The organism is Paraburkholderia monticola (genome assembly GCF_001580545.1).
GTDB lineage: Bacteria > Pseudomonadota > Gammaproteobacteria > Burkholderiales > Burkholderiaceae > Paraburkholderia > Paraburkholderia monticola.
Genome location: NZ_LRBG01000001.1, coordinates 406,014 through 430,762, shown reverse-complemented (window position 1 = coordinate 430,762; position 24,749 = coordinate 406,014). Strand labels below are relative to the sequence as shown.

The 24,749-nt window shown below is 64.2% G+C and carries 23 protein-coding genes; 16 read left to right on the top strand and 7 right to left on the bottom strand.

What is annotated here, in order from left to right; translation table 11 throughout:
• The first annotated feature begins 694 nt into the window (after nt 1-694).
• The 3 genes from CI15_RS01890 (at nt 695) to CI15_RS01880 (ending at nt 3,074) form a co-directional block, all read left to right on the top strand.
• Entirely contained in the window at nt 695-1,687 is a 993-nt protein-coding gene (locus CI15_RS01890; protein ID WP_062123740.1) for a GlxA family transcriptional regulator, read from the top strand.
• Nucleotides 1,688-1,804: 117 nt separating this feature from the next.
• Entirely contained in the window at nt 1,805-2,356 is a 552-nt protein-coding gene (gene rfbC / locus CI15_RS01885; RefSeq protein ID WP_062123738.1) for a dTDP-4-dehydrorhamnose 3,5-epimerase, read from the top strand.
• 88 nt (nt 2,357-2,444) lie between these two features.
• A complete protein-coding gene (locus tag CI15_RS01880) occupies nt 2,445-3,074 on the top strand; it encodes a GNAT family N-acetyltransferase (protein ID WP_062123906.1) in 630 nt (209 codons plus the stop codon).
• 195 nt (nt 3,075-3,269) lie between these two features.
• On the opposite strand, the gene CI15_RS35125 is transcribed toward CI15_RS01880, so the two are convergent.
• Together CI15_RS35125 and CI15_RS01875 are read right to left on the bottom strand one after the other, a co-directional pair.
• A complete protein-coding gene (locus tag CI15_RS35125) occupies nt 3,270-3,431 on the bottom strand; it encodes a DUF1328 domain-containing protein (RefSeq protein WP_075643641.1) in 162 nt (53 codons plus the stop codon).
• A gap of 185 nt (nt 3,432-3,616) precedes the next feature.
• Entirely contained in the window at nt 3,617-4,246 is a 630-nt protein-coding gene (locus tag CI15_RS01875; RefSeq protein WP_062123736.1) for a LysE/ArgO family amino acid transporter, read from the bottom strand.
• A 117-nt stretch (nt 4,247-4,363) separates the two neighbouring features.
• On the opposite strand from CI15_RS01875, the gene CI15_RS01870 reads away from it, so the two are divergent.
• The gene (locus CI15_RS01870) at nt 4,364-5,257 is read left to right on the top strand and encodes a LysR family transcriptional regulator ArgP (protein ID WP_062123734.1); all 894 of its coding nucleotides are present in this window, start codon (nt 4,364-4,366) and stop codon (nt 5,255-5,257) included.
• Nucleotides 5,258-5,290: 33 nt separating this feature from the next.
• Here the strand turns inward: CI15_RS01870 and CI15_RS01865 are convergent, their stop codons facing one another.
• Nucleotides 5,291-6,241: a LysR substrate-binding domain-containing protein gene (locus CI15_RS01865; RefSeq protein ID WP_062123732.1), complete on the bottom strand. Its 951-nt coding sequence runs from the start codon at nt 6,239-6,241 to the stop codon at nt 5,291-5,293.
• 119 nt (nt 6,242-6,360) lie between these two features.
• Between CI15_RS01865 and CI15_RS01860 the strand changes: the two genes are divergently transcribed.
• Nucleotides 6,361-7,533, top strand: coding sequence for a M20 aminoacylase family protein (locus CI15_RS01860; RefSeq protein ID WP_062123730.1), 1,173 nt, complete (start codon nt 6,361-6,363; stop codon nt 7,531-7,533).
• A gap of 57 nt (nt 7,534-7,590) precedes the next feature.
• Nucleotides 7,591-8,985: an MFS transporter gene (locus CI15_RS01855; protein ID WP_062123728.1), complete on the top strand. Its 1,395-nt coding sequence runs from the start codon at nt 7,591-7,593 to the stop codon at nt 8,983-8,985.
• Here CI15_RS01855 and CI15_RS01850 read toward each other — a convergent pair whose 3' ends face one another.
• The 3 genes from CI15_RS01850 to CI15_RS01840 all read right to left on the bottom strand — a co-directional run bounded on the left by CI15_RS01850 (nt 8,986) and on the right by CI15_RS01840 (nt 13,711).
• Nucleotides 8,986-10,881, bottom strand: coding sequence for a Kelch repeat-containing protein (locus CI15_RS01850; protein ID WP_241495781.1), 1,896 nt, complete (start codon nt 10,879-10,881; stop codon nt 8,986-8,988).
• Nucleotides 10,882-11,167: 286 nt separating this feature from the next.
• Complete coding sequence (locus tag CI15_RS01845) at nt 11,168-12,043, bottom strand: lipid A biosynthesis lauroyl acyltransferase (RefSeq protein ID WP_062123724.1); 876 nt, start codon at nt 12,041-12,043, stop codon at nt 11,168-11,170.
• A 114-nt stretch (nt 12,044-12,157) separates the two neighbouring features.
• Nucleotides 12,158-13,711 carry a bifunctional AfsR/SARP family transcriptional regulator/alpha/beta hydrolase gene (locus tag CI15_RS01840; RefSeq protein ID WP_174543187.1) on the bottom strand — a complete coding sequence of 518 codons (1,554 nt, stop codon included), beginning with the start codon at nt 13,709-13,711 and terminating at the stop codon, nt 12,158-12,160.
• A gap of 117 nt (nt 13,712-13,828) precedes the next feature.
• Here CI15_RS01840 and CI15_RS01835 point away from each other — a divergent pair, with 117 nt between their 5' ends.
• Both CI15_RS01835 and CI15_RS01830 read left to right on the top strand, forming a co-directional pair.
• Nucleotides 13,829-15,208: an FAD-dependent oxidoreductase gene (locus CI15_RS01835; RefSeq protein ID WP_062123720.1), complete on the top strand. Its 1,380-nt coding sequence runs from the start codon at nt 13,829-13,831 to the stop codon at nt 15,206-15,208.
• A gap of 25 nt (nt 15,209-15,233) precedes the next feature.
• Nucleotides 15,234-16,295, top strand: a complete 1,062-nt coding sequence (locus CI15_RS01830; protein WP_062123718.1) for a class I SAM-dependent methyltransferase — start codon at nt 15,234-15,236, stop codon at nt 16,293-16,295.
• A gap of 31 nt (nt 16,296-16,326) precedes the next feature.
• Here the strand turns inward: CI15_RS01830 and CI15_RS01825 are convergent, their stop codons facing one another.
• Nucleotides 16,327-16,764, bottom strand: coding sequence for a hypothetical protein (locus CI15_RS01825; RefSeq protein WP_062123716.1), 438 nt, complete (start codon nt 16,762-16,764; stop codon nt 16,327-16,329).
• A gap of 382 nt (nt 16,765-17,146) precedes the next feature.
• On the opposite strand from CI15_RS01825, the gene leuC reads away from it, so the two are divergent.
• The 8 genes from leuC (at nt 17,147) to CI15_RS01785 (ending at nt 24,738) form a co-directional block, all read left to right on the top strand.
• Nucleotides 17,147-18,577, top strand: coding sequence for a 3-isopropylmalate dehydratase large subunit (gene leuC, locus CI15_RS01820; RefSeq protein WP_062123714.1), 1,431 nt, complete (start codon nt 17,147-17,149; stop codon nt 18,575-18,577).
• 2 nt (nt 18,578-18,579) lie between these two features.
• Entirely contained in the window at nt 18,580-19,176 is a 597-nt protein-coding gene (gene leuD, locus CI15_RS01815) for a 3-isopropylmalate dehydratase small subunit (protein ID WP_062123712.1), read from the top strand.
• A 53-nt stretch (nt 19,177-19,229) separates the two neighbouring features.
• Nucleotides 19,230-20,300: a 3-isopropylmalate dehydrogenase gene (gene leuB, locus CI15_RS01810; RefSeq protein ID WP_062123710.1), complete on the top strand. Its 1,071-nt coding sequence runs from the start codon at nt 19,230-19,232 to the stop codon at nt 20,298-20,300.
• Between the two features lie 101 nt (nt 20,301-20,401).
• Nucleotides 20,402-21,427: an ABC transporter substrate-binding protein gene (locus tag CI15_RS01805; RefSeq protein ID WP_062123708.1), complete on the top strand. Its 1,026-nt coding sequence runs from the start codon at nt 20,402-20,404 to the stop codon at nt 21,425-21,427.
• Entirely contained in the window at nt 21,424-22,278 is an 855-nt protein-coding gene (locus CI15_RS01800) for an ABC transporter ATP-binding protein (RefSeq protein WP_062123706.1), read from the top strand. Before CI15_RS01805 ends, CI15_RS01800 begins: the two co-directional genes overlap by 4 nt.
• The gene (locus CI15_RS01795) at nt 22,259-23,065 is read left to right on the top strand and encodes an ABC transporter permease (RefSeq protein ID WP_062123704.1); all 807 of its coding nucleotides are present in this window, start codon (nt 22,259-22,261) and stop codon (nt 23,063-23,065) included. Before CI15_RS01800 ends, CI15_RS01795 begins: the two co-directional genes overlap by 20 nt.
• A 61-nt stretch (nt 23,066-23,126) precedes the next feature.
• Nucleotides 23,127-23,882 carry an SDR family NAD(P)-dependent oxidoreductase gene (locus tag CI15_RS01790; RefSeq protein WP_062123903.1) on the top strand — a complete coding sequence of 252 codons (756 nt, stop codon included), beginning with the start codon at nt 23,127-23,129 and terminating at the stop codon, nt 23,880-23,882.
• 13 nt (nt 23,883-23,895) lie between these two features.
• On the top strand, nt 23,896-24,738 hold the full coding sequence (locus CI15_RS01785; RefSeq protein ID WP_062123703.1) for a fumarylacetoacetate hydrolase family protein: 843 nt from the start codon (nt 23,896-23,898) through the stop codon (nt 24,736-24,738).
• The last annotated feature ends 11 nt before the right edge of the window (nt 24,739-24,749 follow it).

Sequence of the window (24,749 nt, the reverse complement as noted above, 5' to 3'; positions counted from 1 at the left end):
ACCTCGCCGGTTGCAACGGCCGCGTCTTTATCGCTCGCGCACCGCGTGCGATTGCTGCACTGCATCCAATCGTCTGAGGTTCGATCCGCGAGGCACGCGGCGCGCTTTTAAATCATACGAAAGCGGCTCGCGATGTTTCAATATAGAAACATTTTTAGAACCCTCGATAAATCTGCATTCAGGTATTAATTAGTGGGGCTCAAGGAATGGCCACGGAAACGCCTATTGCCGATGCCGATAAATTCCCGCTTTGCGAATAAAATACCGAATTACAGGGGCATTATCAGGGTGATAAGCCGTTCAGGTTTGAAACATTTTCGAACCGCGCAAGAAACGTACTCGGCAGCGCGAATCAGCCTGCTTCGCATTATCGGCAACTTTGTCTGAATGCGCGAGAGTGCCGTCCATAAAGGCTTTGCGGTAAGATATCGACACCATCAGCCGCGCGGCCTTGCAGCAGTAGTTCGCCCCGTTGCTGTGCTCATATCAAACGCTCAATAAACGGTTTTCGTCAGACGTTGGCTTTCATGATGAAATCTGTTTTTCAAATTTACTGTAGCGGGCCATTCCGCTAACATCACGCTTAATCCTTTATGCGGCGCCAGTCTGCTTTACCGCCGTAATAACGCATTCTCCACTCCGTCTGGTTACGGGGCATCGGGGTCCACAACGTATGACCGTTTGGGGAAAGATCATGCCGCACATGCACCTTGATACAACGAGAATTACGTGGCTACACACGCCTGCCTTGAACGTCCGTACTGCAGCGCGGCGAATCGGCGTTCTGCTGTTCGACGGCTTCTGGCTGCTCGGCCCAGGTACCGTCGTCGAAATGTTTCAGACCGCCAATGAGTTCGCGGGCACGCGAGCCGGCGAGGATCCGCCCTACGAAGTGCAGTTTCTGTCGATGGACGGCGGCAATGTCGCCAGCTCCTCGTCGGCCCGTATCTGGACCGAACGCATCGACACGCGCTTTGGCGGCGGTTTCGACGTGCTGTTCATCGCGGGCGGCTATGGCGCCCACGTGGCCGCGCGCGACGAACGCCTGCTGAACTGGCTGCGCGCGGTGCAATCGCGCACGCGCGCGATCGAAACGATCGGCGAGGGGCGCCTCGTGCTCGAAGCGGCCGGCCCGACCGAGCACGACAGCCTGATGAGTCGCTATCCGGGCGCGAGCGCGAGCGAAGGCGCGTTCAGCGCGGCCAACGACCGTCACGACTGCGCCCGCAGCGCGCTGATGTTCATCAAGCGCGACCTCGGCGCCGAGCTTGCGCGCAGCGTCGCCGATCGTGTGATGCCCGGCATGGCCGCGACGTGGGTGCCGCTGCCCGCCGAGGGCGGCACCTTGAGCGTCGCCGAAAAGATTCGCGCGGCCGCGCGGTGGATGGAGGCGAACTGCGACCGTCCGGTCTCGGTCGCCGATGCCGCGCAGGTCGCCGCGATGAGCGAGCGCAATTTCCTGCGCCGCTTCAAGCACGAGATGCAGGTCACGCCGTCGGACTACCTGCTGCAGGTGCGGCTGCGCATCGCGTGCAACTTCCTGACCGAGACCGAGTTGCCGGTCGACAAGATCGCCCGTCGCAGCGGCACGGGCAACGGAGATCGTCTAGCGAAAATCTTCCGCAAGCGCATGGCGTTGTCGCCAACGGAATATCGTGCCCGAAGCCGGGCGGCCACAGAGGCGTAGCATGTCTCTTTAGGCATACGTTTGCGCGCCCGCGCCGCGGGCGCGCCTCGTCTGTCGGACGCGGCCGCGAGAGCGGTCGTATCTTCGCTGGCCAGCCTTTTTACGAGCACAGTGGCGATGGGCAACAAGGTCATGGGGACGGCATTGCCGGAGGTGAAACTCATCGAGCCGGAAGTGTTTGTCGACGAGTTCGGCTTCTGCTTCGAGAGTTTCAGCGCGGACGAGTTTTCGGACGACGTCGCGCAGGGTTTCACCTTCGTGCAGGACCGCCATTTGCGCGCGGTGCGCCGCGTGCTGCGCGGCTTGCATTATCAGGTGCAGCGTCCTCAGGGGCGGCTGCTGCGCGTCGTGCGCGGCGAGGTCTTCGACGTCACGGTCGACGTGCGCCTGAACTCACCGAACTTCGGCAAATGGAGCGGCGAGTATCTGAGCGAAGCCAATCAGCGGCAGATCTGGGTGCCGCCCGGTTTCGCGCACGGTTTCGTCGTGCTGTCCGATGTCGCCGAGTGCGTGTGGAAGACCACCGAGTACTGGTTTCCCGAACTCGAGCGCTGCCTCCTGTGGTCCGATCCCGACATCGCCATCGAGTGGCCAATCGACTTCGAGCCGATTCTCGGCAGCAAGGATGCGGCGGGCCGGCGTCTCTACGAAGCCGAAAACATCGCGTGATCGGCCCCGGTTTTTACGACATTTTTTCTTGAGACGCTCACGGCCGAACCCTACACTTCGGGCACGCAGTCAGTACGAGGTGCTCAACGTGAAGCGTCGCGCAAGCCAGCCGAAAACCGTTCCCGTGCGTTATGTGTGTCGTGGCGTCGGCCACGTCGAACTCAGGCGCTTCGACGCGTCGCGCGATTCGTTCGTCGCGCTGACGGCGCTCCTGCATCGCGCGTTCGCGCCGCTCGGCGCGCAGGGGCTCAACTGCACGTGCGTGGATCAGACCATCGAGACGACCCGCGCAAGCGCGCTGCGCGGCGACTGCCATGTCGCGGTATGCGAAGGACAGATCGTCGGCACGATGACGCTTTATGCTTCGGATGGCGAAGCATCGTGCGAGTTGTACCGTCGCAGTGATGTCGCAAGCGTGCGGCAGTTCGCGGTCGATCCCGCGTGGCAGGCGCGCGGCATTGGCACCTTGCTGCTCGCATTCGCCGAGCACTGGGCCGCGACGCGTGGCTACGCGCAACTCGCGCTCGATTTACCGCAGTCGGCCACGCGGCAGATCGGCTTCTATCGGGGGCAGGGGTTTCGCATCGTCGATTTCATGCGCTTCGCGGACAAGTGCTATGACAGCGCGATTCTGAGCAAGCCGCCGGTCGCGATGCGTACGCTCGCGAACTGGTCGCGGCGTCTGCGTGCAGCGCCGCAGATCGCGCATGCGGCTTGAAGTTGGCGATGTGCCGCGAGAGGCGGCGAAATAGAAGCGGAGTAGAGGCGCCCGAGGAATCGGCAACTATTGCAATATGTTGCGGCAAGTATTGCAACGGCGAGAGGAGCGGTGCGAACGCCAACGCGACATCGACGCCGCACCGCCGGTTCTCATCGAGCGAGGCATGAACTCGCGGAACACTGGATGCAAGCGTCAGCGTCGGATCACGCCCATCAGCAGGGTGACGAGGAAGATCACGATGAAGATGAAGAACAACACCTTGGCGATTTCCGTTGCGCCCGCGGCAATGCCGCCAAAGCCGAACACCGCGGCGATGATGGCGATGATGAAGAAAATCACAGCGTATCGAAGCATGGTGCCTCCACCGGTGGATTGTTGAAATGACGTTGGAACGGCGACCCGTTGCGTACGTCACGCGGCTTCATGGCTGAGATGCCGGCGAGCGGAAATCAGCAATAGGTGTGCCACCGCGTCATTCGTGTCGACGGCCGCGCGAGGCATGCTTCGCGGCACGCGAAATCGCACCCTGCGTCCAAACCTCAACGCAACTGCGTAACCGCCAGCAGCAACACCATGCTGCCGATCGCGCCATCCAGGACCCGCCATGCGCTCGCGCGGCGAAACAGCGGCGCGAGCATGCGCGCCCCATAGCCGAGCCCGAGGAACCAGACCGCGCTGACGGCCATCGCGCCGAGCGCGAACGCGACCCGCGCGCCTTCGGGCTCGCGCGCGCCGGCCGTGCCGATCAGCAGGAACGTGTCCAGATAGACGTGCGGATTGAGCCACGTGAACGCGAGCGTCATCAGCACGATCGGCAACGCGCGTTGCGCGGGCGGCGCTGCATCGGCGGATGCGCCGCTCGACGTATCGAGCACCGCGTGCCCCGGCCGCACCGCGCGGCGTAACGCGCTGATGCCGAACCAGGCGAGATAGGCGAGGCCGACGTAGAGCATCGCGTGCACGAAGCGCGGGTAGCGCTCCATCAGCACCGCGGCGCCGCCGACGCCCGCGCCGATCAGAATGAAATCCGACAGCGTGCACAACAGCACGATCTTGCCGACGTGCGAGCGCATGATGCCCTGCCGCAGCACGAACGCGTTCTGCGCGCCGATCGTCACGATCAGCGACGCGCACAGCGCCGCGCCATGGGAAAAAGACAACCAGTTCATAAACGGTCTCAGGAAATCGAAGCAGAGGGGATAGACGGACAATTCCAACAGCGCTAGTCTGCGTGTTGCCAATCCCTAAGAGAAGCTAATTTACTTAACGCAGATTAAGGAACGCTAATGCTCGATTACGCCTTGCTCGACGCGCTGGCCGCCGTGGTCCGCCACGGCTCGTTCGACCGTGCCGCGGGCGAGCTCAATATCACGCCGTCCGCGGTATCCCAGCGGGTCAAGCTGCTGGAGGAGCGCGTCGGCAGCGTGCTCGTGAAACGCGGCCAGCCGTGCGTCGCGACTACTTCGGGCGCGCTGCTGTGCCGCCATACCGAGCGCGTGCAACTGCTCGAAGCGGAACTGAACGGCCGCCTGCCCGCACTGCCGGGCGCGCTCGTCGAGCAGTGGCCGGCGCTGCGCGTCGCCGTCAACGACGACAGCGTCGGCACCTGGTTCATCGACGCGGTGGCGCCGTTCTGCGTCGAGCGCGAAATGCTGCTCGATCTCGTGATCGACGATCAGGACTACACCGCGCAGCGCATCCGCGACGGTAGCGTGCAGGGCGCGATCACGACCCAGGCCGAACCGGTGCAAGGCTGCCGCTCGACACGCCTCGGCCGCATGCGTTACCTCGCGGTCTGCTCGCCCGTGTTTCGCGCGCGCTATTTCGCCGATGGCGTCACGCGCGACAGCCTGCGAAGCACACCGTGCGTCGATTTCAATCCGAAGGATCAGCTGCAAAAGCGCTTCATGCGACGCATCACGCGCGCGGAACTCGATCCGCCGTTGCACTGGATCCCGCACGTCGCCGGCTTTCTGCGTGCGTGCGTGATGAGCCTCGGCTGGGGCATGTGTCCCGAGCGGATGGTTGCCGGGCACCTTGCGCGCGGCGAACTCGTCGAAATCGCGCCGGGCAAGCATATCGACATCGATCTGTACTGGCAGAGCTGGCGGCTGTCGATCGGCTGGCTCGACGATTTCAGCGCAATGCTCAGAAAGCGAGCGGGCGAATTTCTCGATTGATGCGGCGGCTCGCCTGAAAAGCCTCGGCAGCCGCTACAGCAACAGCTCGATCGAATGAAACAGCCGGCGCTGCTCGGGGTCCTGCGAGCGCGCGCCTGTGTCGATCGTCTCGCGCAGGCAGTCGAGAAAACAGGCGGCCGCGGGGCTCGTGGGCGCGCCGCGCCGCGACGTGATGCTGATGATCGTTTCGTCCAGCGTTTCGCGCAGCGGCAAGGCCCACAGGTTTTCTTTCGCGCGTATCACCTCGACGAGCGGCCACGGAAAGATGCTGACCATGTCCGTGTGGGCGAGCAGGCCCAGCACGATCGCGAGCGAATGCGCGAGCACGATCGTGCGCGGCACCCGCATGCCGCGCTTGACGAACAGATTGTTCGACATCGATTCGCGGCTGGCCGGATCCCAGTTCAGTATCCATTGCTCGTCTTCGAGGTCGAGCAGCGTACGGCAACCGGCCTTCGGATGATCGCGCCGCGCGACCACCGCCGCATGCGTCGAAAAAAGCGGCACGTTCTGAAACTCCGACTGCGGCGAAGCAGGGGCCGGCCGGCCGATCGAGAAATCGAGGCTGCCGTCGCGCAGCCGCGGCTGCACGACCGCGAGCAGACCTTCGAAGAATTCCAGTTGCACGTCCGGCATCCGCTCGCGAAAGCGCTGGACGGCCGGCGGCAGAAAAGTCAGCGCGACCCACGGCGTGACGCCGATCGACAGCTTGCCCGCCGCGGCGCCGCGCAACGCCTCGATCTCGGCTTGCGCGCGCTGCAACTGGCCGAGCACGAGCCGCGCGTGCACGACGAGCGCGCGGCCGAACTCGGTGAACGCGACCCCGCTCGCGCCGCGCACGACGAGCGGCGCGTGCAGATCGGCTTCGAGCTCGCGCATCGCCTTGGTCACGGCGGCCGGGGAGAGCCCGAGCGAGCGGGCGGCGGCCCGGATACTTCCGGTATCCGCGATTGCCGCCAAGGTATTGAGTTGATGCAGTTTCATCCGGATCAGCAGCGTGATAACGGCAACCAGAAGTTGCCACTGCGAACGATTCTACGCCTGCCGCTCGAATATCGGCGGGGCTATGCTGGGTTCACGCTGACATGGAGACGAGACGACACATGAACACGATGGTCATTCCGGCGGGCATCGCCGAAGTCGAAGAAGAAATGATCGCGCTGCGACACACCATCCACGCACACCCGGAGTTGGCCTACGAGGAGTTCGCCACCGGCGATCTGGTCGCCGAACGCTTGCGGGAGTGGGGCTACACGGTTCATCGCGGGCTGGGCCAGACCGGCGTGGTCGGGCAACTGAAGCTCGGCAACGGCACGCGCCGGCTCGGCCTGCGCGCCGACATGGACGCGCTGCCGATCCACGAAACCACCGGCCTGCCCTACGCGAGCAAGCTGCCCGGCAAGATGCACGCATGCGGTCACGACGGCCACACGGCGATGCTGCTCGCCGCCGCCAAACATCTGGCGCGCGAAAAAAGCTTCGACGGCACGCTGAATCTGATCTTCCAGCCGGCCGAGGAAGGGCTTGCCGGCGCGAAGAAGATGCTCGACGACGGCCTGTTCGAGCAGTTTCCCTGCGACGCCGTGTTCGCCATGCACAACATGCCGGGCTTTCCCACCGGCAAGCTGGGCTTCATGCCGGGCTCGTTCATGGCGTCGTCGGATACGGTGATCATCAAGGTGATCGGCCGCGGCGGGCATGGCGCGGTACCGCACAAGGCCGTCGATCCAGTCGTCGTGTGCGCGCAGATCGTGCTCGCGCTGCAGTCGATCGTGTCGCGCAACATCGCCCCGCTCGATATGTCGATCATCACGGTCGGCGCGATTCACGCGGGCGAAGCATCGAATGTGATCCCCGAAACCGCCGAGATGCGTCTGTCGGTGCGCGCGTTGCGGCCCGAGGTGCGCGACCTTCTGCAGCAACGCATCACCGAGGTCGCGACCGGCCAGGCGGCGGTGTTCGGCGCGCGTGCCGAGGTCGACTATCAACGCCGCTACCCGGTGCTCGTCAACGATCCCGCCATGACCGCGCTGGCGCGCCAGGTCGCGCTCGACTGGCTGGGCGAAGACGGGCTGATTCGCGACATGCAGCCGCTCACCGGCAGCGAGGACTTCGCGTTCCTGCTCGAACGCTGCGCGGGCAGCTATCTGATCATCGGCAATGGCGACGGCGAGGGCGGCTGCATGGTCCACAACCCCGGCTACGACTTCAACGACGCTTGCCTCGCCACCGGCGCGGCCTACTGGGTCAAGCTCGCGCAGACGTTCCTCGTTTGACGCGACGGCGGCGCGCGAGCGCGTTGCCAAAACAGCAAGATCACGATGGAGACACAGATGGACTATTCCGCCACACCGCGCGCCGCGCGCGCCGATGGGCTCGAAACGCTCGATGCGCAGCGCCTCGCCGATGCGCCGCAAAAGCGTCTCGGTCACGCGAAGGCGATCGCTGCGATCACGCTCGGCAACGGCCTCGAGTTTTTCGACTTCACGATCTACAGCTTCTTCGCGACGATCATCGGCAAGCTGTTTTTCCCGGTCGAAGGACAGCTCGTGCAACTGATGCTCGCGGTCGGCACGTTCGGCGTCGGCTTCATCATGCGGCCGTTCGGCGGCGTCGTGCTGGGTGGCTACGCGGACCGCGCGGGACGCAAGGCCGCGATGAGCCTGACGCTGTGGCTGATGACACTGGGTTCCGCGATCATCGCGTTTGCGCCGACGTACGCGGCGATCGGCGTCGCGGCGCCGATCCTGATCATTCTGGCGCGGCTGATTCAGGGCTTCGCGCTGGGCGGCGAGGTGGGCGCGTCGACGGCGCTGCTGCTCGAGTACGGCAGCGATCGCACGCGAGGCTTCTACGGTAGCTGGCAGTTCGTGAGTCAGGGGATGAACACGGTGGTGGGATCGCTGCTCGGCGTCGCGCTGGCCTCGACGCTGGCGCCGGCCGCGCTCGAAAGCTGGGGCTGGCGCGTGCCGTTCGTGATCGGCATGGCGATGGGGCCGATCGGCATCTATATCCGGCGGCATCTCGACGAGACGCTGCCGGGCGTCGAAGATGGCACGGCAGCGGGTGGCGAAGGGGCGGCCAAGGCTGCTTCAAAGCCCGCTGAACAGCCTGCCTCGCTGCCGGTCCGCGACCTGTTCCGCGATCACGCGCGCTCGATCACGACCGGCGTGGTGACGACGATCGGCGGCACCGCGGCGAACTACATCGTGCTGTTCTATCTGTCGACCTACGCGATCCGCATTCTGCATCTGCCGATGGCGACCGCGCTGTGGGCCGCGTGGACCGGCGCCGTGGTCACGGTGATCTGCTCGCCGCTCGCGGGTACGCTGTCCGATCGCATCGGCCGCAAGCGCGTGCTGTGGGTGTCGCGCGTGCTGCTGATTTTCGCCATCTACCCGGCGTTCATGACGCTCAACGCGTCGCCGACGGTGCCGGTCCTGCTCGCGGTGGTCGCTGGCCTCGCGCTGCTCGTCACGTTCACCGCGGTGCCCAATATCGTGATGTTGCCCGAGCTGTTTCCGCGCGCGATCCGTGCGACCGGCATGTCGATCGTGTACTGCCTCGGGGTGTCGATTTTCGGCGGCTTCGCGCAGTTTTTCGCGACGTGGCTGATCGAGATTTCGGGCAGCAATCTCGCGCCGGCGTGGTATCTGATCGGCTGCAGCGTCGTGTCGTTGTTGCCGTTGCCGTTCATGCGCGAGACCGCGGGCAGGGCGCTCGATTGATCAGTGGAACAGTTCGGCGCGAGCGAAGATTCCGCGACCGAGTCCCCCCGCTATGAGCACTCTGCCGTCCGCTAGCAGCGTAGCCGTATGCTGCTCGCGCGCCAGGCTCATGCTGGCAGTCTGCGCCCAGGTGCCGGTAGTGGGATCGTAAAGTTCATCCGAGGAGAGATCGCTCCCGGCTGCTAGCCCGGCAGCGGCAAGCACCCGGCCGTTGGGCAGCAACGTGGCAGTCAGGAAGTCGCGCGCATGGATCAGGCTGCCGGTCTGCGTCCATGTCCCGACGGCGGGGTTGTACCGTTCGGCTGATGACAGCTCGGTGTTTCCGTCGGTTCCCGCTATCGCCAGCACGGTTCCGTCGGGCAGCAACGCGGTGGCGAAGTCGGTGCGTACCTGACTCAAGCTGCCCGTGGGCGACCAGGTCCCCGTTGCTGGATTGTAGAGTTCCGCCGACGAGAGGACGCCTGAATCGCTCGACCCACCCACGACGAGTACGAGGCCGTTGGCCAGCATCGTGGCCGTATGGGAAAAGCGCGCTTGCGCCATGCCGCCTGTTGGCGACCAGCTTCCCGTCGCCGGGTTGTACAGTTCGGCCGACGACAGGGCTCCCGCCTTGCCCTCGCCACCCGCTACGAGCACGAGGCCGTTGGGTAACAGCGTGGCCGTGTGCAAATCACGCGCATCGGTCATGCTGCCGGTGGGCGACCAGCTACCCGTGGCCGGATCGTACAACTCTGCCGACGACTGTTCACTGCCCGCGCCCGTTTTGAATCCACCCGCCAAGAGCACGCGGCCGTCTTGAAGCAGCGTCGCCGAGTGGGACTGGCGCGCCTGGCTCAGGTTGGCGGTCGATGTCCAGGTGTTGGCGACCGGATCGTACAGTTCCGCGGACGCAGTGGCTTGCTTTCTGGTTCCCCCAGCGACGAGAACCTGGCCATTGGGCAGCAGTGTCGCCGTGTGCCGGAACCGTGCCTGATTCATTGAATCTGCCGGTGTCCACTCTCCGGTCACCGGATCGTCGACGCCGATGACGATATGCACCGTGACGCTGCCCGCGCTGTTGCTGCCGGTAATCGTATAGGTCGTCGGCGGCTGCACTGTGGTCGGCGTACCGCTGATCGCGCCTGTCTGCGGATTCATGCTCAATCCGGCAGGCAGCGCTGGCGACACTGAGAAGAAGGTGATTTCATCGCCAGTGGACAGTGGCTCGTCGTATGAGATTGGCTGGCCCACGACGTAGATGGGAGCCGCATCCCAATAGCTCAGACTCGCCGGTGGCTGAGTCGCAGCGTGCACCTCGATCGTGAGCTGGGCCTCGATAGAATCGACGCTATTGCTGCCGGTTACGGTGTAGACGGTCGATTGGCTTGTTGCCACGGGCGTGCCGGAAATGATGCCGGTGTGCGGATCGAACTGAAGCCCAGCGGGCAAGGCCGGCGAGATGCTGTAGAGGGTGATTTCTCCGCCGGTGGCAATCGGTGTGTTGGGAATGATCGGTGCGTTGGTCGTGTAGATCACCGCGGCGTTCAGGTAACTCAGGCTTTCCGGGGCGACCGCTTCGGGCTTGACCTCGATCTCGACCTTGATGGACTCGCTACCCGCCGCGTTGCTGGCGTCGATCGTATAGATAGTGTCAGGTGAGGTGCCGCTCGGCGTGCCGCTGATCGCGCAGGTCTGAGGATCGAGCGATAGCCCCGCGGGCAGAGGCGGCGACACGCTGCACTGCGTGATGGGGCCGCCGCTGCTGCTGAGCGTATTGGGAATAATTTCAGTGCCTTGCGCATAGACCACCGCGACATCGCGTTCGGTCAATCCGGCCGGCGCCACTACTGGCGTGTTGTTGTTGACTCCATCATCATGGCTGCAACTCGCAGCCAGCATCGCGGCAAGTAGCAGCATGCAGGTCACGACTCGCTGGATATGCATGGAATCGACCCTCGCTCACTATCATCAGCTTAGGTCGGATGGCGAAAAAATCAGCCAAAAACTCGGTTCCGTTGGCTGCTTCAGAGATTCCCTACTGGCTGCGTTAAATACCCTGTGGTTAGAAGACATGCCCGGCAATTCCTGGAGTGGACAAGCCATCTGCATAGCGGCTGATCAGGCATTACACCTGACTTACGCCCTCCAGGGTTCAAATCGAAAGCCGAGTGTCGATAGAAATACGAACTGGGTGCACACGCAATCAATAAACCGCGGGCATGCCCTCTGGACGATGTTTGAAGCGTCGATGCACCCAATAGTACTGGGCGGGGATTTTCATTATCTGGGTCTCGAGAAACGCATTCATGGAACGCGCATCGCTTGTATCGCTGCCCGATGGAAAATCGTCGAGCGGTGCAAAGACGTTCAACTTATACCCTTTGAAGTCCGGCAGTACTTCCGTGACGAATGGCACGACGCGCGCGTGGCCCATTCGCGCAAGTCGCGAAACAGAAGTCAGCGTGCACGCGGGGACGCCAAAAAAAGGCACGAAAACCGAGTTTTCGATGCCGTGGTCCATGTCCGCGGCGAGCATGACAGGCGTGCCGTCCTGGAGGAGTCGCACGATCTTCCTGGCGCTTGTCGAACGTTCGATCATCTTTGCGCCGAATCGGCCGCGTTGACGTTTGGCCAGATCGCAAAGACGCGTGTTCGACATGTGCGTGTACAAGGATGCGGCAGGCATATTCAGCGAGTAATGCAGGCACCCGATCTCGACGCCGACGAAATGAAAGCCGAGAAAGATCGTGGGCGGAGCATTGCTGTCTTCGAGATCGATCGCGCTTTCGATCTGGACAAGATCGCGGATTCTTTGCGCGCTACCAAACCATTGAACGCCTCGTTCGAGATAGCTGCGGACCACATGGCGGAAATGTTCCCTCGCAAGCTCATCGCACTCACGTTCCGACTTTTCAGGAAAGCAGAGGTGCAGGTTGACGAGGACGATATGTTTGCGGCGGCCGGGAATCGCATACAAGGCCGCGCCGACCGCGCTGCCAAGCCTTGCAACCAATGGATACGGAAGTGTCGAGAGCGTGCGAAGCAAAGCTACGACGAGTAAATGACCCAATTGTCCCAAGACCAACTCCTGTGTGGTGGACAGCCATCCTACCTGAGGCGTCCACCCGCTGATCGAAACATTTAACAGGACTTGACCAAGGCTCCGTCGCAGTGGTGCGTCGCTCGTTCGCAATCAGGTAGCAAGACGGCCGACAAATTGCCGGAGGTTGTCGAGGACGGGTTGCTGATCGCCCGCGAAGACCCAGTGATCGGCGCCTTCGAGCTCGACGAACTTCGCCTGAGCGATGTGGCTCGCGAGATGCCGGCCGGCGCCGACGCGAACGGCACGATCGTCGTGACGGTGGAGCACCAGCGTCGGCATGGAAATCTGGCCGAGCAGGTGCCGCACATCCATGTCGCGCAACGCCTCGAGCACGCCCTTGAGCGCGCCCGGGCTCGACGCCGCGCGCAGCAATCCTGCCCACCAGGCTCGCGCCTGAGGATCGCCGGCCAGGGTCGGTGCGAATGTCTCGATGCCGGCGGGCCCGCCCCAGACCGCTACCAGTTTCTGCAGCCATGCGTCGTACTGGCTGGCCAGCAACGCGTGCGAATAGTCGGGCGTCGCACAGCCCTTGGCCAGCGAGCCAAACAGCACCAGGCCAGCGACCCGTTCGGGGTGGTCAGCGGCAAACTTGATGCATGCCGGGCCGGCCTCGGACGCACCGAACAGCACCACGCGGCGGCTCGCGGTAGCGTCCAGCACCGTGCCGATATCCTCCGCGGTCGCATCGACGCTGGGGTTGAAGCCAACCCGGTCGGAAAGGCCGATACCGCGACGATCGAACAGGATCAGACGACCCGTGCGGGCGATGGACGACAGCAGCGCGCGGCACCGTGGCTCCTCCCAAAGCCGTTCGACGTGAGACACGAAACCGGGCAGCACCAGTATGTCGACGCCGCCGGCGCCGTAGGTCTGGTAGGCCAGATGGACGCCACCTCCAGTGACGTAGCGCGTCGAAGGCGGGTCTTCGAGGGGCAACGTCGCGGCGCCGACGTTCAACAGCGACCGGGTTTCCAGTTCGGGCTCGATGTCGAGCTCGTCGCGCAGGCGCTGCGTCAAGGCCTCGAGGCTGCGCTCGGCAGCGGCCCGATGTCCCGCGAGCAGCAGATTGCGGATCAGATGCCGGCCGTACACCTCGCTGAGCGGATCGAGCTCGACAAGACGAGCCGCGTGCGCGGCTGCCGCGGCGTAGTCGCCGGCCGCATTCCTGTCGCGCACCTCCCGCTCCAGCGCCTGGATCAGGCGACCCCGCAGGGCCTCACGGCGAAAGAAGGCCCACTCGTCGAACTGCGGGCAATCGCCCGGCGAAAAACCCGCGAGAAAGTCGCCGGAATAATGGCGGCACGCCCACTCGAATTCGCCGCGGTCGCAGGCTTGCTCAAAGAGTTGGGAATCCACGCGCAGCTCGAGCGCCGATGACCATCGAACCGTGGACCGGTCGGTTGTTAGCACGTCGTCACCGAGCATCAGCTGAAGGCGATGCAACAGACGCCGCAGCCGCGCGCGGACGACGTCTTCGCCGCATTCCGGCCACAACATGGTTGCGATGACCTCGCGCGCGACGGCCCCTTTCGCTTCGGCCAGATAGATCAGCAGGGCGAGTCCTTTTCGCAGGGGCAGCTGGCACAGCTGCCCGTCCCGACGGATCTCAGGAAATCCGAGTGTCCGCACGCTGAACAGAGCCATGATGATGCGATCCTCGATGACAGCGTCCAGGGGACGCTCAAGGGACGAGGCGATCCTACCATTCGCGCCAGACGGTTGTCAGTGACTCGTCGCGCTGGACCGAACTGGAGGATTGCCATGAAGAATCTGGGTACGCATGCGATCGTGATTGGCGCCAGCATGGGTGGTCTGATGGCCGCCCGCGCGCTGGCGGATTTCTACACCACGGTGACCGTGCTGGAGCGCGACCTGCTTCCGGCAGCGGACACGCCGCGCAAGGGCGTGCCGCAGGGACGTCACACGCATGGACTTCTTGCGCGCGGCAACGCGGTGCTCGAGGAATTGTTCCCTGGCTATACGAATGAAGTGGTCACGCAAAGCGGCGGCCTGGTCGGCGATGTCGCCAACGATATTACGTGGATAGGCCGCAACGTCACGCTTGCCCACGGCAAGAGCGACCTGTTCGGCTTGCTGGCGAGCCGGCCCGTGCTCGAAGGTCATGTCCGCCGACGGCTGCTGGCATTGCGCAACGTGCGCGCCATCGACAATTGCGCCGTGCTGGGTCTCGCCAGCGATGCCGCTCGCCAACGCGTGACCGGTGTGCGCATGCGTGTCGACGCCGGAGCGGAACAAACCATCATCGCGGACCTCGTCGTGGATGCGACTGGCCGCGGCTCATCCGGTGCGGCCTGGCTCGAAGAACTCGGATATCCGCCTCCGGCTATCGAGAAGGTCGAGATCGGCATCAGCTACATGACCCGTACCTATCGCCGCCGGCCGACCGATCTTGGCGGCCGGCAGGGCATCGTCGTGGCGGGCAGTGCGCCGAACTGGCGCAACGGCGTGCTGCTCGCGCAGGAGGGCGATAGCTGGATCGTCAGTGCCGGCGGCTTTCTCGGCGACGACGCGCCGGATAACGATCAAGGCTTTCTCGCCTATCTGGCGACATTGCCCACCATGGAGATTCACGACGTGGTCGCAAACGCAGAGCCGTTGAGCGACTTCCGGCGCTACCGCTACGCCGCCAGCCAGCGACGACGCTACGAAGCTCTCGCACACTTCCCCGAACACTACCTCGCCTTCGGTGATGCGATCTGCAGCTTCAATCCGGTCTATGGACAGGGCATGACCGTGGCGGCACTGGAGGCGCTGGCGCTGCAACGATGCCTGCGCGCGGGCTCGATCGATCTTGCGCGGCGATTTTTCAGGCGTGCTGCGCGGATCACCGACATACCGTGGGAGATCGCAGTGGGCAACGACCTGCGCCACCCGCGAATCAAGGGCGAGCGAGCGCCGATGCTTCGCTTCCTCAACTGGTACATCGGAAGGCTGCATCTTGCCGCGACGCACGACAGCACACTGACCACCGCATTTCTGAAGGTCGTCAACCTGATGGCCCCACCGCCTTCGCTACTGGGCCCTGCGATTGCCTGGCGGGTCTGGCGTGGCAGCCGGCGGGTTGCGCCGCCCGTTTCTTCGCCCTGGATCGAAAGCTCGGACTGCACCCCGGCAGATTGATTTTCCATCATGAACGAGGTGACAAATGGAATACGACGAACAGAAGATAGAAGACTTCATGGGGCGCATGGTCGGCGAGTTTGGCGCGATTGCATCCGCGCCGCTCATTGCGCTCGGCGACCGGCTCGGCCTGTACAAGGCCATGGCCCAACAAGGCTGGATGAGCTCGACGCGGGTGGCCGAGCGCGCCGGGCTGGCGGAACGATACGTGCGCGAGTGGCTTGCGGCACAGGCGGCATCGGGATTTATCCAGTACGACGCGGCGACGGGAACCTATCAGCTTGAAAACGAAATGGCGTTGTGTTTTGCCGAAGAGAGCAGCCCGACTTTCGTTCCAGGTTTCTGCGACTGCGCCGAAGCCATGTTTCGCAGCCTGCCGAAGCTGGAAGCCGCGTTTCGCACCGGGCTAGGAGTCGGCTGGCACCAGCATCACCCGTCATTATTCAGGGGAACGGAACGATTCTTTCGGCCCGGCTATGCCGCCCATCTGATCAACGACTGGATTCCGGCGCTCGACGGCGTCGAAGCAACGCTCAAGGCGCAGGCTGCCCGGGTAGCGGATGTCGGCTGCGGTCATGGCGCATCCACGATTCTGATGGCGCAGGCTTATCCGCATGCTACGTTCGTCGGCTTCGACTACCACGCACCCTCCATCCAGAGAGCACGCGAAGCGGCGCACGAAGCCGGGGTCAGCGATCGCGTCAGCTTCGAAGTGGCCACCGCGCAGCAATACCCCGGCGCCGACTACGACCTCGTCGCATTCTTCGACTGCCTGCATGACATGGGCGACCCGGCGGGCGCTGCCGCCCATGTGTTGGGTTCGCTGAAAAGAGATGGCACGTGGATGATCGTCGAGCCCTTCGCAAACGATCGACTGGAAGACAATCTGAATCCCGTGGGACGCTTGTTTTACTCGGCCTCCACGATGTTCTGCACCGGGGCATCGTTATCACAGGAAGGCAGAATGGCGCTAGGCGCACAAGCCGGCGAAGCCCGGCTCATGCAGGTCGTGAGCGCGGGCGGCTTCACGCGCTTTCGTCGTGCGACGCAGACGCCCTTTAACCTCGTCTTTCAAGCGCAGGCGTGAGCCGATTCAAGATTTTTTGGGGGGCGCTTTATCAAATGTCCCGGGCGGAGGATTTGGAGAAACTGACGACCGACCCGAACGGCAGCGGTGCGTCTTGTGTGAAGAAAAACAGCCAGTGTCCATCGTGCCGGAAATAGGCGCGGTAGCGGGGCGTGCTACTGCAAGTGCAGGGTTCTTCAGCCGAGCACGGAAACCAATGGGTCGCTCCGTTCAGGACAGCGTGAGCGAGATGCCTCTCTGGCAATTCGGCGGCGCACAGCGCTTCAAAGGCCCGGGCAGTGCTGATCTCGCCGCCTGGCAGCGCGACCGTCACATGGCCCCGTACCCGATCACGGTAGGTCTGTTCGGCCTGAGCCGGGATCTCGTTGGTCGCGTGCCCTGAGTCGGTCGCCCGTAGCAACGACTGCACATGGGCGAGATGGAACTGAGACACTGCCTTTTCGCGGAACGTGAGAATGACGGGTTGCATACAGACCTCCTGTTTGCCTGCTGTCTTGCCTGTTACAAGGATAGGGCGTTTGCGGCAGCGCTCGGCGCGACGAACGGACGCGATTGAGTGCTCGCTCTAGCGTGCTTGAGCAGGAAATCGCTCATGTCCAGTTGCCCGTCGGTTGGATCGATGAAACTGAGCGGCTCCTGCTCGTCTGCATGGACGGCGGCGCAGGAGGCCGCGGTTACCGCAACGATCGCGGCAAGCCATCTGCGTCATCGCGATCGGCGATGGTGCCTTGCCAAAAGACCACGTCCAACCCGTCTCGCGTGCGGCATGATGTTTCCACATCGGGATCAACCGAGAGAACGCACGGCCCCTCCCGCAGGCGGCCGGCAACTTGATGGAGCGAGACGAAGCAATGCAACCCGACCAGGCAACGGCCGGCCCGCGTACGCTTTACGACAAGATCTGGGACAGTCACCGGGTCATGTCGCGCGACGACGGACAGGATCTGCTGTTCATCGACCGGCATTTCATTCACGACGTCACCGCGCAATCGTTCGACCTGTTGCGTGAACGCGGCCTCAAGCCGCGCTCGCCGGAGCGCATCTTCGGCACGGCGGACCACTACGTGTCCAGCGCGGCGAACGAGATGGCCGCCGTGGCCGACCCCGAGCGGCGCGCGATGATCGTAGCTCTCCAGCGCGATACGGCCGAGTCGCACATCACGCTGTTCGACATGGACGACTCGCGGCGCGGCATCGTCCACGTGGTCGGGCCCGAGCAGGGGCTGAGTCTGCCCGGCATGACCGTCGTCTGCGCCGATAGCCACACGTCGACGCACGGCGCACTGGGTGCGCTGGCGTTCGGCATCGGCGCGACCGAGGTCGCTCACGTGCTCGCCACGCAATGCCTGTGGCAGCGCAAGTCGAGCAACATGCGCGTCACACTCGACGGCACGCCCGGTCAGGGCGTCACCGCCAAAGACCTGATCCTGGCCGTGATCGCGCGGATCGGCGTGGCGGGCGCGGCAGGCCACGTGATCGAGTACGCGGGCTCCGCGATCGCCGGTCTGTCGATGGAAGGCCGGCTCACGTTATGCAACATGACCATCGAGGCGGGCGGTCGCGCTGGGATGATCGCTCCCGACGAAACCACGTTCGCCTATCTGGCAGGGCGCCCCTTTGCGCCCGCGGGCGAAGCGCGGGAGCGGGCCATCGCGCACTGGCGCAGCTTGTTCACCGACCCCGGCGCGAGCTTCGACCGCGAGGTGCATATCGACGTGAGCGAGATCGCCCCGATGGTGACCTGGGGCACCACGCCCGGTTATGCGTGTTCGATCGACGCTCGCGTGCCCGATCCCGCAGATGAGGCCGACCCCGATGTGCGCGCCGCGATGTCGCGTTCGCTCGATTACATGGGATTGGTCCCGGACGAGGCGCTCGAAGGGGTGGCGATCGACCGGGTCTTCATCGGCTCGTGCACCAACGGACGCATCGAGGACCTGCGCAGCGCCGCCGATGTCGCGCGCGGCCGCCACATCGCGCCGGGCGTCGAGGCGTGGGTAGTGCCGGGCTCGCACCAGGTGCGCGCCCAGGCCGAGGCCGAAGGGCTCGACCGCGTGTTCGTGGAAGCCGGTTTTCAGTGGCGCTTTCCTGGCTGTTCGATGTGCCTCGCGACGAACGGCGATATCGCGGCGCCCGGCCAACGCTGCGCCTCGACGTCGAACCGTAATTTCGTGGGCCGCCAGGGGCCCGGCGTGCGCACCCATCTGATGAGCCCTGCCATGGCGGCCGCAGCCGCGGTCACGGGACGTCTGACGGACGTGCGCCGTCTGCTGGGAGTCTGAACATGGAATGCCTGACGTACCTCGACTCAGTGGCCGTGCCGATCGCCAGCATCAACTGCGATACCGACCAGATCCTGCCGGCGCGCTTCCTGCAAAAACCCCGCTCCGACGATTTCGGCCAGTTTCTGTTCCGCGCGCTGCGCTTCGGACCCGATGGCGCGGAGCGGCCGGACTTCGTGTTCAACCAGGCGCCTTTCCGCGGCTCGCGCATCGTCGTGGCCAATCACAACTTCGGTTGCGGCTCGTCGCGTGAGCACGCCGTCTGGGCGCTGTACGACTACGGTATCCGCGCGGCGATCGCTCCGAGTTTCGGCGACATCTTCTTCATCAACTGCCTGAAGAATGGACTGCTGCCCATCGTATTGCCCGAGTCCGTGGTGCTGCCGCTGCTGGACAGCTTGTCTGCGAGGCCTGGCAGCCGCATCGCGATCGACTTGCCCGCGCAGACGGCGACGCTGCCCGACGGTTCCAGCCATGCGTTCGAGATGGAGCCCTTCGCGAAAGAGTGTCTGCTGCGCGGCATGGACGAGATCGACTACACGCTGTCGCATCGGGACCGCATCGATGCGTTCGAGCGCAACTACAAGGGCGCCTGGTGAAGGCGCGCTCCACCTGAGCACAACCCAGCGATAACAACCCAGGAGAAATTCAGATGAAGATTGCAGTCATGCCCGGTGATGGCATCGGTCCGGAAGTCGTGGCGCAGGCTGTCAAGGTGCTGCGGGTCGTGGCGCCTCATGCCGAGACCGAAGAAGCCGCTATCGGCGAGGCGGGCATTCAGGCGCATGGCGTGCCGCTACCCCAGCCCACGCTGGAGCTGGCGCGCAAGGCCGATGCGATCCTGTTCGGTTCGGTGGGTGTGGCCGACGAAGCCGACATTCCGCGCGAGCGTCGTCCCGGCACCGGGCTGCTGCAGTTGCGCGAAGCGCTGACCCTGTATGCCAATTTCCGCCCGGCGTACATGTTCCCCGAGCTGATCGGCGCTTCGACGCTGCGGCCGGAAGTGGTCGATGGGCTGGATATCGTGATCGTGCGCGAGTTGAACGGCGACGTCTATTTCGGCCAGCCGCGCGGCTTCGAGACCAACGAGGCGGGAGAGCGGGTGGGTTTCAACACGATGCGCTATTCGGAATCGGAGGTCGAGCGTGTCGCGCGTGCGGCCTTCGAGGCCGCGCGTCGGCGGCGCGGCAAGCTGTGCTCGGTGGACAAGGCTAACGTGCTGGAGGCGAGCCAGTTGTGGCGCGAAGTGGTCACGCGCGTCGGGCGCGATTACAAGGACGTCGAGCTGAGCCATCTGTTCGTGGACGCGGCGTCGATGATGCTGATGCGCCGGCCCAAGCAGTTCGACGTGATCGTCACGGGCAATATCTTCGGAGACATTCTCTCGGACGCCGCGGCCATGTTGACGGGGTCGATCGGCATGCTGCCTTCGGCCTCGCTCGGCTACAACCGCAAGGGGCTTTACGAGCCGGTGCACGGTTCGGCGCCCGACATCGCCGGCAAGGATATCGCCAATCCGCTCGCGGCGATCCTGTCGCTGGCGATGATGCTGCGCGAGAGCTTCGAGATGGAAGCCGCCGCGAGCCGCGTCGAGAAGTCGGTGCGTGCCGTGCTGGCCGCGGGCTATCGCACTGCCGACATCCAGCAGGAAGGCACGCAATGCATCGGCACGCGTGACATGGGCGATGCCGTCGTCGAGGCGCTTCGCAAGCAGGCGGCATAGACGGCAGACGCATCACACGGATCGGGTGCCACGCGGACTCCGGCCCGTCTTCGGCAGTCGTTGGTCACACCAGAATATCCCTCGAAAGGGAGGAGACAACCATGAAGCTGAAATTCGCCATTGCGCTGTGCGCAGCGTTCGAGCTTGTTTGCGGTTCCGTCGCGGCCGTGGCCAAGGATGTGCCTGAAAAGCCCGAGCTGCACATCGCGGCGGCATCGGTAGGCATCACCTATCTGCCGATGCTTGTCGCGCAGCAGCGCGGCTACTTCAAGGACGAAGGGCTGGACGTGCACATCGCCGCTTTCTCGGGCGGTTCGAAGACGCTGGAGGCCCTGCTGGGCGGTAGCTCCGACATGGTCGCGGGCGCCTATTCGAACACCATCACGATGGCCACCAAGGGGCAGCATCTGGTGGTGATCGCCGCGCAGGTCATTTGTCCGGGCTGGATCTTCGGCGTGTCCCAGAAGCGCCAGGGCGAAGTCAAATCGGCGAAGGATCTGAAGGGCATGCGTATCGGCGTGAGCGCGCCGGGTTCGAGCACGCACATGGCAGTCAACTACATTCTGCACAAGGCGGGGTTGCAGTCGTCGGACGTGTCGATCATCGGTGTGGGCCAGGCGGCGGGCGCGGTCGCGGCGGTACGGGCCGGGCAAATCGATGCGCTGATCGTCAACGATCCGAGCGCCACGATCCTGACCAAGGACGGCAGCCTCAAGCCGCTCGAGAACATGCGCACGGCCGAGGGTAACGTCAAGGTGTTCGGCTCCGACTACCCCGAGTCCAGCCTGTTCGCGACGCAGGACTTCATTAACAAGAATCCGAAGACGGTGCAGGCGGTCGCCAATGCGATCGTACGCGCCGAGAAGTGGATCGCGAAGGCGACGCCGGAACAGGTCGCCGACAACGTGCCGCCCGAGTACCTGGAGGACAACAAGGCGCTCTACGCCGAGGCCTTCAAGAACAGCCGACGCTGTATCGCGCAGAACGGCGAAATCACGCCGAAGGGCGCGCAGACCGTGCGTGACGTGCTGTCGGCCTTCGACCCGACAGTGGCCTCGGCGAAGCTCGACCTCGCCACGACCTATGACAACCACTTCGTCGAGAAGGCAGCGGAGATCCAGCCATGAGCACGGCGCCGTGTAGTGTCCCGCTCGATACCGGCCCCGCCCAGGTGCGCGAAGCGCTGCGCTTCGACAACGTGACGTGCACCTTCGCCGGCAACGGCAAGAACGCGCCGACGTACACGGCCGTGTCCGGCGGCAACCTGACGATCGGCGACGGAGAGTTCGTCTCGATCGTCGGGCCCACGGGCTGCGGCAAGTCCACGCTGCTGAACGTCGCGGCCGGGCTGACGCGGCCTTCGTCGGGCAGCCTGAGCGTATTCGGCCGCAAGCTGACCAACGGCCTGAACACGCAAGCCGCCTATCTGTTCCAGGTGGACGCGCTGATGCCCTGGAAGACCGCCGAAGAAAACATCGCGATCGGCCTGATCTTCCGCGGCATGCCACGCGAAGAGGCTCTCGGCGTCGCGCGCGAATGGCTGAAGCGGGTGGGCTTGCACGGGCACGGCAAGAAGTACCCGCATCAGCTGTCGGGCGGCATGCGCAAGCGTGCCGGGCTCGCGCAGGCGCTCGCGCTGAATCCTCGCATCATCCTGATGGACGAGCCATTCAGCGCACTGGACATCCAGACCCGGCATCTGATGGAAGACGAGTTGCTGCGGCTGTGGTCGCAAGACCGGAAGTCGGTGATGTTCGTGACGCACGATCTCGAAGAGGCCATCTCGTTGTCGGATCGCGTCATCGTGCTGTCGGCGGGGCCCGGTACGCGGCCTATCGCCGAGTTCGAGATCGACCTCGAGCGTCCGCGCGAAATGTCGGAAATCCGTATGTCGCAACGTTTCCTGCAACTGCACACCCAGATCTGGGACGTGCTTCGAGGGGAGGTTCTGAAAAGCTATGCGCGCAACCGTGTTTGACCCGAACAACAAGTTCACTGTGCTCGTCACCCGGATGGCGCTGCTGTTCGGCGTCCTGTTCCTGTGGTGGCTCGGTACCCACCAGAAATGGCTGTCGCCCTTTTTCTTCGGCGATCCCATCGGCGTCGCTCGTCGGATCGTCGACTGGATCGTGACGGGCTCGGTGTTTCGCCATCTCTATACGACGCTGGTCGAAACCATGCTGGCGTTCGCGATCGGCACGGTGTTGGGCCTCGGGTGCGGTCTGTGGCTCGCGCTCGACCCGTTCCTCGCGGTCGTGTTCGATCCGTTCATCAAGGCCATGAATTCCATGCCGCGCCTGATCTTTGCACCGATCTTCGCGCTCTGGTTCGGCCTCGGCATCTGGTCCAAGGTGGCATTGGGCGTGACGCTGGTGTTCTTCGTGGTGTTCTTCAACGTCTTTCAAGGGGTCCGCGAGGTCAGCCCGGCGGTGCTATCCAATACGCGCATGCTGGGCGCCAGCCCGCGTCAGCTGATGCGCCACGTGTACCTGCCTTCGGCGACGAGCTGGGTGTTCTCGAGCCTGCACAACGCGATCGGCATCGCGTTCGTGGGCAGCGTGGTGGGCGAGTACCTGGGCTCGGAGAAGGGCGTGGGTTATCTGATTCTGCTGGCAGAGGGTGTGTTCGACATGAACTCGGTCATCGCGGGCATCCTCGTGCTGACGGTGTTTGCACTGGCGCTCGATACGGCGGTGTCGATGGTCGAAGGTTACCTGCTGCGCTGGCGCCCCGTGGCCGGGCAGACCGTGGCCGCGAGCGCATGAGCGTACGCACGCATGCAGGTGAATGGGCCGCGCTCGACGAATCAACTTTGAGGAAAACATTTTGCAGACCAACGCTATCAACCTGAAGGACCGCGTCGCCGTCGTGACGGGCGGCGCACAAGGTATCGGCCTCGCGGTCGGCCGCCGGCTGCTGGGCTCCGGCGCGCGCCTCGTGATCTGGGACATCAATGCCGCGGGCATGGAACAGGCGCGGGCCGAACTGGGCAATCACGACGTTCACTTCGAGCGCGTCGACATCGCCGACTACGCGAGCGTCGAGGCGGCCGTGGCGGGCACGCTGAAAGCAACCGGACGTATCGACATCCTGATCAATAACGCGGCCATCGTCGGGCCCAATGCCACGCTGGCCGAGTATCCCGTCGACGTGTGGAAGCAGGTGATCGATGTCGACATCAACGGCACCTTCCACTGCTGCCGCGCCGTGGTGCCCGTGATGGTCGGCCAGAACTATGGCCGTATCGTCAACCTGGCGTCCGTCGCCGGCAAGGAAGGCAATCCGAACGCCGCCGCGTACAGTTCGGCGAAGGCCGCGGTCATCGCGATGACCAAGTCGCTCGGCAAGGAACTGGCGCGCCACGACATCGCGGTCAACTGCGTCACGCCTGCCGTGGCGCGCACCCCCGGCGCAATGGAGCAGGCGCCCGAGCACATCGAATACATGCTCGGCAAGATTCCGCGCGGACGTTTCCTCGAACTCGATGAAGCGGCCGCGATGATCGCGTGGCTTGCCAGTGAAGAGAATTCCTTTACGACGGCCGGGGTTTTCGATCTGTCCGGCGGTCGCGCCACCTACTGACGGGGACGTATCTATGAAGCTGCTGCGCTACGGTCCGGCGGGTCATGAGAAGCCGGGCCTTCTCGATGAAGATGGGAACGTGCGGGATTTGTCGGGCCACGTGGCCGACATCGCCGGCGACGTTCTGCTGCCCGGGAGCCTCGCTCGCCTGAGAGCGCTCGATGCCGCGTCGCTGCCGCGCGTGGAAGGCAATCCGCGCCTGGGTGCCTGCGTGGGCGGCACGCGCAAGTTCATCTGCATCGGCCTGAATTATTCCGACCACGCCGCCGAGACGGGCGCGCAGATCCCGCCGGAGCCCATCGTCTTCATGAAGGCTACCAGCGCGATGGTCGGCCCGAACGACACCATCGAGATTCCGCGCAACGCGCTCAAGACCGACTGGGAGGTCGAGCTCGGCGTCGTCATCGGCAAGACCGCGAAGTACGTGAGCGAACGCGATGCGATGGATCATGTGGCCGGCTATTGCGTCGTCAACGACGTGTCCGAGCGCGCGTTCCAGGCCGAGCGCCAGGGGCAGTGGACCAAGGGCAAGTCGGCCGACACCTTCGGTCCGACGGGCCCGTGGCTCGTCACTGCCGACGAGGTGCCCGACCCGCAGGCGCTGCCGATGTGGCTCGAGGTCAACGGCCATCGCTATCAGAACGGCAGTACCGCCACGATGATTTACGGCGTACGTTTTCTGGTGGCCTATCTGTCTCAGTTCATGTCGCTGCAGCCTGGCGATATCATTTCCACGGGCACGCCGCCGGGCGTCGGCTTGGGGCAGAAGCCGCCCACCTATCTGAAGCCGGACGATGTGGTGACGCTCGGCATCGCGGGCCTGGGCCAGCAGCGTCAGAACGTCGTGCAGGGCTGAAACACTGGGCC

Bases quoted from the DNA above. Each gene is read 5' to 3' on its own strand.
- CI15_RS01890 (WP_062123740.1), top strand. From the start codon at position 695: ATGCCGCACATGCACCTTGATACAACGAGAATTACGTGGCTACACACG.
- rfbC (WP_062123738.1), top strand. From the start codon at position 1,805: ATGGGCAACAAGGTCATGGGGACGGCATTGCCGGAGGTGAAACTCATC.
- CI15_RS35125 (WP_075643641.1), bottom strand. From the start codon at position 3,431: ATGCTTCGATACGCTGTGATTTTCTTCATCATCGCCATCATCGCCGCG.
- CI15_RS01875 (WP_062123736.1), bottom strand. From the start codon at position 4,246: ATGAACTGGTTGTCTTTTTCCCATGGCGCGGCGCTGTGCGCGTCGCTG.
- CI15_RS01870 (WP_062123734.1), top strand. From the start codon at position 4,364: ATGCTCGATTACGCCTTGCTCGACGCGCTGGCCGCCGTGGTCCGCCAC.
- CI15_RS01865 (WP_062123732.1), bottom strand. From the start codon at position 6,241: ATGAAACTGCATCAACTCAATACCTTGGCGGCAATCGCGGATACCGGA.
- CI15_RS01860 (WP_062123730.1), top strand. From the start codon at position 6,361: ATGAACACGATGGTCATTCCGGCGGGCATCGCCGAAGTCGAAGAAGAA.
- CI15_RS01855 (WP_062123728.1), top strand. From the start codon at position 7,591: ATGGACTATTCCGCCACACCGCGCGCCGCGCGCGCCGATGGGCTCGAA.
- CI15_RS01850 (WP_241495781.1), bottom strand. From the start codon at position 10,881: ATGCTGCTACTTGCCGCGATGCTGGCTGCGAGTTGCAGCCATGATGAT.
- CI15_RS01840 (WP_174543187.1), bottom strand. From the start codon at position 13,711: ATGGCTCTGTTCAGCGTGCGGACACTCGGATTTCCTGAGATCCGTCGG.
- CI15_RS01835 (WP_062123720.1), top strand. From the start codon at position 13,829: ATGAAGAATCTGGGTACGCATGCGATCGTGATTGGCGCCAGCATGGGT.
- CI15_RS01830 (WP_062123718.1), top strand. From the start codon at position 15,234: ATGGAATACGACGAACAGAAGATAGAAGACTTCATGGGGCGCATGGTC.
- CI15_RS01825 (WP_062123716.1), bottom strand. From the start codon at position 16,764: ATGCAACCCGTCATTCTCACGTTCCGCGAAAAGGCAGTGTCTCAGTTC.
- leuC (WP_062123714.1), top strand. From the start codon at position 17,147: ATGCAACCCGACCAGGCAACGGCCGGCCCGCGTACGCTTTACGACAAG.
- leuD (WP_062123712.1), top strand. From the start codon at position 18,580: ATGGAATGCCTGACGTACCTCGACTCAGTGGCCGTGCCGATCGCCAGC.
- leuB (WP_062123710.1), top strand. From the start codon at position 19,230: ATGAAGATTGCAGTCATGCCCGGTGATGGCATCGGTCCGGAAGTCGTG.
- CI15_RS01805 (WP_062123708.1), top strand. From the start codon at position 20,402: ATGAAGCTGAAATTCGCCATTGCGCTGTGCGCAGCGTTCGAGCTTGTT.
- CI15_RS01800 (WP_062123706.1), top strand. From the start codon at position 21,424: ATGAGCACGGCGCCGTGTAGTGTCCCGCTCGATACCGGCCCCGCCCAG.
- CI15_RS01795 (WP_062123704.1), top strand. From the start codon at position 22,259: ATGCGCGCAACCGTGTTTGACCCGAACAACAAGTTCACTGTGCTCGTC.
- CI15_RS01785 (WP_062123703.1), top strand. From the start codon at position 23,896: ATGAAGCTGCTGCGCTACGGTCCGGCGGGTCATGAGAAGCCGGGCCTT.